Raw genomic sequence first — 6,678 nt, 5'->3', positions numbered from 1 at the left:
TGTAGGTTGGGGGTGTAGGTCTGCTCATGCATCCCAGCTACCACACTGGATTCACAAGATGAATCCCTCACGCGTTTTGTGCAACAGAGCCTCTCGGCGAAAGTAAGTCAGTTCATCTTCATATTGTGGACGTCGGCGTTGGGCTCGGTTCGACTATTCGCTGAGCAAGGTTTGAGAGACTGCAATTCGGACAGTCCGGCCGTACGCAGGGCCCTGCCTAATGCGCGTCTTTCTTTACGCGTCAGTGGACTCTCGTTCCCTGGAAAAGTAAGATGGCGCCATAGTTCTGTGACCTAGGGAAGCAGGTGCTATGACGGATGACCAAGTTCGGCGACGGCTCGCGGCTATCCTTGCAGCAGACGCAGTAGGATACAGCCGGCTGATGGATGCGGACGAAGAAGCTACGCTACGAACGCTCCTGGTCCACCGTGAAACCATTGAAGCATCCATTGCCAATTACAGCGGTCGTGTTTTTGGATCCGCGGGCGACAGTGTAATCGCCGAATTCCCGAGTCCCGTGGAAGCCGTGCGCTGCGCCATAGAAATTCAGCGGAGACTCGAGACTGGAAACGCTCACTTTCCAGTAGACCGCGTTATGCTTTTTCGCATTGGCATCAACCTCGGCGATGTAATGGTCGAGGGAGGCAACCTCTTTGGCGACGCAATTAACGTCGCGGCCCGGCTCGAGAAGCTGGCCGAAGCTGGGGGAATTATGATCAGCGGAACGATTTACGATCAGGTTGTTGGCAAGATCTCTTATCCGTTCGAATTCGTGGGTGAGCAAACTCTCAGGAACATTGAAGGCCAAGTGCGCGCGTACCGTGTTGCCACCAAAGAGATCGAGACGGATGCCGGCGCACGCGACAAAGGCACGCTTGAATTCGACCTTCCGGAAAGACCTTGCATCGCGATTGTACCCTTCAAATGCCTGTGTTCTGATCCCGAAAAGGACTTTCTTGCCGATGGTATCCGGTTCGGTATCTCGGCCACACTAACACAGCTTTCCGGGCTTTTTCTTGTTCATGCACCGGCCCTTAATCCCTATCGCGGGAAAGATGTCTCGGCATCATCGGTGGGCGCCAAATTCGGCGCTCGCTACATTCTCGAAGGCGCTGTCCAACAGGCTAGTGATCGAGTGCGGGTCACCGCGCAACTTACAGACGTAGAAATCGAGCAAATCATCTTTGCTCAAAGCTATGATCGAGTTGTGGATGATATCTTCAAAGTTCAGGATGAAATCACTCGGGAAATCATCGCTGCACTGAACATAAAGTTGGCCACGAATGAACGAAATCGCATTTGGTTCGAAAAACTCAACAGCCCTGAGGCGGTCGAGTGTTACTACCGCGGTGCCAGTCACTTTTACGAGCTAAACCCTGAGGACAATGGAATTGCCCGCGGCTTTTTTGAAGAGCTTCACCGCGTACAACCCGACTCAGTGGTGGGTCCGAGCTACGTTTCCGTAACGCATTGGATGGACGGTTTTTTCAAGTGGACCGAGCCGGCAGCAAGATCCATGGAACTGGCGGCCAATTGGGCGCAAAGTGCAATAAAATACGAAGACAACAACGGCATCGGTCACGCTGTCTTTGGGCATATTCTACTTCTTAACGGGAAATATGAAGAAGCGCTGACGCTATGTAAAACCGGAGCGAAGCTTAGGTCGAGTTGTCCGTTGGCGCATGCTCTCCTGGGGCTCGTGCTGAATTATTGCGGCGACGCACAGTCCGCTGTTCAGAGCGTGAAAGAAGCCCTTCAGCTCGAGAAAGTGTATCCTGCCTGGCTAATCGACGTACTCGCAGCCGCGTACCGAGACAACGGCAACATTGCGCTCTCGATCCGCGCTGCGAAAGAGTCCTTGCGGCTTAATCAAAAGAACAATGACGCTCGCATTATTCTCTGCAGCGACTACGAGCTTACATCCGCTCACGACAAGGCGAAACGCGTCGCCCACGATATCGTGAGGAGTGATCCGGCGTTTTGCCTATCCGACTACGCAAGCAGTCAGCCTTACAAGGATCCGTCAACGCTCGACCACCTTATGCAAACCCTTCGTGTAGCTGGCTTGCCGGACTGAGCACCAGACTTGGATTTCAGGTCCTTGGCAAATTTGAATTAGCCTGCTTACTCAAATCAGCGCATTAGTCTTAAAAAATCATTGCCCGTGTAAAGCGATAAAACGAAAACTCGGCTATCGGGAGTATCGTGGCGAGTGGAGATGTCAGATTTAGGCTCGAGGCGGGTTTCTATCTCGTACTGAAATTGCCCGTCCGGTAAGGTTTCGGATATCACTCTGTCGTGGCATTCGACCTGCTTGAGAATTTATCGACCCTTCCTCAGGTCAGTGCGATCAACCACCCGCCCCAGACAATCAATACCAGGCCAAATCCTCGGCTCAGAAATCGCCCAAATGGCAACGTCTTTTCCGCCAACACCACGATTGTAAGTACGGCAACCCACGGCAGGTTCATGACGCCCAATACAAACAACAGCACCATCAGCAGCCAGCAGCAGCCAAGACAGTAGGCCCCGTGCTGAAGCCCCATCTTCGCGGCACCCAGGTTTCCCTCGTGCCAATGAGCCGTCAGAAAACTCATGGGCGAGCGGCAATGCTCTAGGCAAGCGTTCTTGAGTGGCGTCCATTGGAACAACCCGGCGAATATCAACATCACGCCGCCCACGGTCGGCGCAACCCTCCCCATCATGGAGGAAAGCGCGCCACCCGTGTGCAGCCACCAATTCAATACAGTCGCCGCCAGCGAGAACCCCAGCCAAACCAACAGATACCCTGCAACGAAGCTGCCCGTCGGCACGAAGGGGCGCCCTGCCTCCTCCCGTTTCGCGCGCACTCTTTCGTAGATCATTACGGCGGGTGTAACCGAAGGCAGCATCATCGCGAACATCATCACGGCCCACATGATAAGCATGAAGACAAAATCCGCGACTGACCACTGCATCATCATCGGCATGGTTACGTCGCTGGCCATCGTCATCGGGGACGAACCACGCCCGAGGTAAATTGTATAGGCCCACGCCAGCGCCGTGAGCGCAACTAGCGCAGCCAGAACCAGCGCCCGATCCCGTTGTGCAACTCCTAAAGCATTCATTGTAATAGCCTGACGATCCGGCCCAGCCTCAGCCGGCCCAGGCGACTTGTCCAACCACACCCGACCGGCCTGTCCAGCTCATGGGCATATCTGAGTCGTTCCAGGTGGTGCCGTCACTGGGGGCCAGATCACCTTGATGCCCCTCATGCCCGAAGGCGAGGCTGAACGCGGCGTTCTGCAGTTTCATCTTGTTGCCGAGATCATTGACCAGACGGCGGGATTTCATCTCGCCCACACCAGCCACACTCGCCGTTAGTTCGCCTTCGGCCTCGGTCACGCTGATCCCGGCGCGTTTGGTCGGAAGCCAGGTCGACAACAGGCTTGCTGGTACTTCCATGCCGCCGCCGGACGCACCCTGCAAGATGGTCTCCAATGACGCTACCTGCGCATCGCTGGCGTTTTCATCAATGTACACTCGCCCGGTGCCGTTGGCGTCGAACAGGGTCGGCCCGGGGAAATGAAACGAGACAATCGCGTTCTGACCGGAAAGGTCCACGCCTTCATGAGAGCCCTCGCGAATGCGTACCAACAGTGTTGTTGCGCAATACCCCTGGTCCATGAGCATAAGGTCGGCTTGTCCGAACCAGCATGGGCAAAGCATGTTGCAACTGCAGGTTTCGACGAGCTCGCCCGAAACATTCCAAGCCATGACTTCTCCTCCCGTCTCACGTTTTCCGCAGCCGAATTTTAGCATAAAGGCCGCGTTTCACCAATCAACCACAAGGCTACTCGTGCTTGCTCAGGGCTCAATGCGAACACGCCATCAATTTAGCTGGGCGTCTGCACTCCGACCGGTACCAACTGAACGTCTGCTCTACGCCCAACAGAAGCTCGCAGCCGACGTTTCTGGCATTTTTCAGGGTGAAACCAAGGGGTAGTTGGCGAGCGACGAGCTAATCGTTTTCAACGATTGCCGTTGGAAGGCCTTGCTCGACCCAATCTGGATACCCACCGGCATAGTACCGAGAATCCTCAAAGCCCCAGAGGTGGGCCTTTATTGCGGCATACGCAGAATATGGGCAATGTGGCCCATGGCAGCTGAACACCATAGTGTCATCAAGTTCCGCTATTTCCAAAAGCGCGTCTCGTGACAGACCAACTAACAGCGAGAAGTTGAAGGAATTGGGTATATGCCCGGCATTAAAATCCAACTTCGCGCGCACATCGACGAATTTCGCTGCGCCTTGTTCCCAAAGAGTATGTGCTTCTTCAGTATTAATACGAGAGATTGATTCAGGGTAATATAAACCTTCATCACGTGTCATTTGGTCTGCGACATCATCGTAATCAATGTCATTGCCAGTGCTGGGTGGTACCCCGGCTTTCAAAACGCCCTCATACAAATGTCGGCGATAATCCGGGTCGTAACCGTACATGTCACCGTACCACCAGATAAGGCTTTCTTCAGCCGTGAAGGGATCATAAAACGACGGCAGGGCAAGAGCGTCGTACTGCTTTACCAGATCAGGGACTTCCTCTAGCCGCTCCAAGTGACCAAGCGCGGATACTAACGTTGTAATATCGGCCACTATGTCAGAATTGCGGTTGAGCACGCGTCGCATCGTTGCCACGACATCCTCATATTTTTTTTGGTGAAGCTGGGAAACACCCAGTTCGCGCAAATAGCGGGTTGGTTCAAGCGGGTCAAAACGCAAAGCATACTGAACCGCCGCTTCCGCTTCCGACGCACGCCCTGTCGCGTTAAGGACCTTGGCTTTTACGAGATGTATGTCAGGGTCATTTGGCGCCAGAGCCAACGCTTTATCTAATTCCTTATATGCCTCATCGTGGCGGCCCTGCTCCACAAGAATCTCTGCCTGAACCGAATATGCTAAAGCCGATGGTTCCTCCATCGCTTTTTCAAGGCTTCTTTCCACTTCTTTCCAAGACCGTTCAAACCCGCCACTCATGGCCAGAAACCAGACACTCTGAACAATTCGCCAATGGGCCGCAGCTAAGGCAGCATAAGCCCTGTGGTAATCGGGATCGATTGCGATCGCGTCTTCAAATCTGGAAATCGCGCTCAAGGTGTCATCAGAATTGCCACTGCGCAGAAGTTCAAGGCCGTACAGCAGCGAGTCATACGCTTCAGGATGTTCAGTTTCTGTTGTTCCAAACTCCTGTTTTTCTTTGGCTGTCAATTGAACCGCCAATGCAGATGTTATTTCTTCTAGGACCTTGTCCTGAAGTTCAAAAACCTGCTGAACATCACTGTCATATCGGTCGGCCCAAATATGATGACCGCTCAAGGCATCGATCAACTGTGCATTTACACGGACTTGATCTCCTGCTCTGCGCAGGCTCCCTTCAAGGATGTATTGTACCCCCAATTCTTCAGCGACCTGCTGGGATTTCACGGCCTTGTCTTTGTATGTCCAACTTGAATTTCGTGAAATTACGAAAATGCCAGACAGCTTGCTCAAGTCCGTGATCAGGTCTTCGGTGATCCCGTCTGCAAAAAATGCGTGTTCTGGATTGTCACTAAAATCGTCGAACGGAAGTACCACGAGTGAAGGCTTGTCCGGCAGAGGAAGGGCCATCTGATCAACTGAGGCAGGATCGAATTCCGGTTTCCATGGTCGCCAAATCATTAGTGCAAGCAAGAGGATGATCGCAGACATTGAAATGCCTACCTTGATTGGAAAATTTCCAGAGCTTGAAACAAGCGGCTTCCCGCCCGGCACCACCCGATACACCCTGACAGGAGTGGATATGTTTTTTACTCTCTTTTCTCCTAGATCTTCATAACCAACTTCCACGTTCGCTTTGAGGTGATCGTAGGCTGTGCCGGATACGACCACTCCTCCCGGTGCGGCCAATTCTTCCAGCCGAGCCGCGATGTTGACACCGTCTCCGTAGATATCCCCCTCGTCGAAGACTACATCGCCAAGGTTGACCGCAACTCGATAGCGGATCTTGCGATCTTCAGGGACATGCTCTTCTCGGGTTTTCATGGCTTCTTGAATCGAAACCGCACAGTGAACTGCCTCTACGACACTGGGGAACTCGGCAATCATTCCGTCCCCCGTTAGTTTTATTATATGACCTTTATGGGTGTCTATCTTGGGGTCGATGAGTTCGATCCGGTGTCGTTTTTGTCGCTCAATGGTACCTGTCTCGTCGGCCTCCATCAGGCGCGAGTACGCAACCATGTCGGCGGCGAGAATGGCAGCAATCCTACGCTCCATGCTAATCCTCCGAGTTTGAGGATAGCAGAAAATGAAATGAAATTCGACTTTAGGCCTGTTTATCGCATTCAACCGTCATTGGCCCCGCCAGCGCCTGTCGCCACTGTAAAATGGGGCTGCCAGCGGCTCTAATTGCCCATGCTGACCCGTTGATGCTCCATTCCGCCCGTCTACTTCGCTTAATAGAATGCCCGATGTTCACCCTCTAAACTCCCCGCGCTCACTCGTCCTTCGTCCTCGTGCCGCCTATCGCTTAGCTCCGCTAAATGCCCCCCAAAATCGCCCCAGTTCCGGCCACCGGTCGGAAAAGCTCATTGGTTTCATCGGTCGGCAAGGTTTCCTACCACCCCAGCCAGTTGATTGGAACATCGTTAGTTCGATAC

Annotated in this window: 4 protein-coding genes; 1 reads left to right on the top strand and 3 read right to left on the bottom strand. The window is 53.4% G+C overall.

Going from position 1 to position 6,678, the window contains the following annotated elements; genetic code table 11:
• The first annotated feature begins 310 nt into the window (after positions 1–310).
• Positions 311–2,077, top strand: coding sequence for an adenylate/guanylate cyclase domain-containing protein (locus ACR0FE_RS21110; RefSeq protein WP_480915077.1), 1,767 nt, complete (start codon positions 311–313; stop codon positions 2,075–2,077).
• 259 nt (positions 2,078–2,336) lie between these two features.
• On the opposite strand, the gene ACR0FE_RS21105 is transcribed toward ACR0FE_RS21110, so the two are convergent.
• The 3 genes from ACR0FE_RS21105 to ACR0FE_RS21095 all read right to left on the bottom strand — a co-directional run bounded on the left by ACR0FE_RS21105 (position 2,337) and on the right by ACR0FE_RS21095 (position 6,295).
• Positions 2,337–3,107, bottom strand: a complete 771-nt coding sequence (locus tag ACR0FE_RS21105; protein WP_480915075.1) for a DUF2182 domain-containing protein — start codon at positions 3,105–3,107, stop codon at positions 2,337–2,339.
• A gap of 28 nt (positions 3,108–3,135) precedes the next feature.
• Entirely contained in the window at positions 3,136–3,756 is a 621-nt protein-coding gene (locus tag ACR0FE_RS21100) for a DUF1326 domain-containing protein (protein ID WP_170617505.1), read from the bottom strand.
• Between the two features lie 244 nt (positions 3,757–4,000).
• A complete protein-coding gene (locus ACR0FE_RS21095) occupies positions 4,001–6,295 on the bottom strand; it encodes a rhodanese-like domain-containing protein (protein WP_480814016.1) in 2,295 nt (764 codons plus the stop codon).
• Between the last annotated feature and the right edge of the window lie 383 nt (positions 6,296–6,678).

This window comes from Ruegeria sp. K7, assembly GCF_056531785.1.
Note: the sequence above shows the minus strand (reverse complement) of the source record. Positions and strands in the feature narration are given on the sequence as shown.

Coding starts and splice junctions, on each gene's coding strand:
- ACR0FE_RS21110 (WP_480915077.1), top strand. CDS start 311: ATGACGGATGACCAAGTTCGGCGACGGCTCGCGGCTATCCTTGCAGCA.
- ACR0FE_RS21105 (WP_480915075.1), bottom strand. CDS start 3,107: ATGAATGCTTTAGGAGTTGCACAACGGGATCGGGCGCTGGTTCTGGCT.
- ACR0FE_RS21100 (WP_170617505.1), bottom strand. CDS start 3,756: ATGGCTTGGAATGTTTCGGGCGAGCTCGTCGAAACCTGCAGTTGCAAC.
- ACR0FE_RS21095 (WP_480814016.1), bottom strand. CDS start 6,295: ATGGAGCGTAGGATTGCTGCCATTCTCGCCGCCGACATGGTTGCGTAC.